Annotated in this window: 2 tRNA genes; both read left to right on the forward strand. The window is 54.5% G+C overall.

Going from position 1 to position 209, the window contains the following annotated elements:
* Positions 1–59 precede the first annotated feature (59 nt).
* A tRNA-Val gene (locus tag FC81_RS09425) sits at positions 60–132 on the forward strand.
* Positions 133–134: 2 nt separating this feature from the next.
* Positions 135–207, forward strand: a tRNA-Lys gene (locus tag FC81_RS09430).
* Positions 208–209: the final 2 nt, after the last annotated feature.

The following is a 209-nucleotide window of genomic DNA, read 5'->3' on the forward strand; positions in this document are numbered from 1 at the left end:
AACGCCGATAGTAGTTGGGGGATCGCCCCCTGCGAGGGTAGGACGTTGCCGTGCACAATGGAGGATTAGCTCAGTTGGGAGAGCGTCTGCCTTACAAGCAGAGGGTCACAGGTTCGAGCCCTGTATCCTCCATTGAGTCGTTAGCTCAGTCGGTAGAGCATCTGACTTTTAATCAGAGGGTCGACAGTTCGAGCCTGTCACGACTCATT

Source organism: Liquorilactobacillus capillatus DSM 19910, from assembly GCF_001434915.1.
Lineage (GTDB): Bacteria > Bacillota > Bacilli > Lactobacillales > Lactobacillaceae > Liquorilactobacillus > Liquorilactobacillus capillatus.